At 41.2% G+C, this 255-nt stretch carries 1 protein-coding gene; it reads left to right on the forward strand.

Annotated features, from left to right (window positions below):
* Positions 1 to 255, forward strand: a 255-nt coding sequence (locus tag R2R70_RS21605) for an alpha/beta hydrolase-fold protein (RefSeq protein ID WP_410979139.1), incomplete at both ends; no start/stop codon positions are given.

A 255-nucleotide genomic window follows, 5' to 3' on the forward strand; every position in this document is an offset into this window, starting at 1 on the left:
GGCCAATCAGCATCTTCATACCTGACACTGTAAAAGACGACCAGCCGCTTTATGTTATTTATTTACTTGATGGTGTTGAGCACTATCATACGGCGTCTGGCGTTATAAAATCCCTTGTTGATTACGAGCAAATACCTAATGCCATGCTTGTTGCTATTGATACAACTAACCGAGTTCGTGATTACTTACCTCAAGTAGAGGGTGAGCCTAAAACGGAGTTTCAAACCTTTGTTAAAAATAAATGGCCTGACGCTG

The sequence above is a fragment of the Cobetia sp. SIMBA_158 genome (assembly GCF_046566945.1).
Classification (GTDB): Bacteria; Pseudomonadota; Gammaproteobacteria; order Pseudomonadales; family Halomonadaceae; genus Cobetia; species Cobetia amphilecti.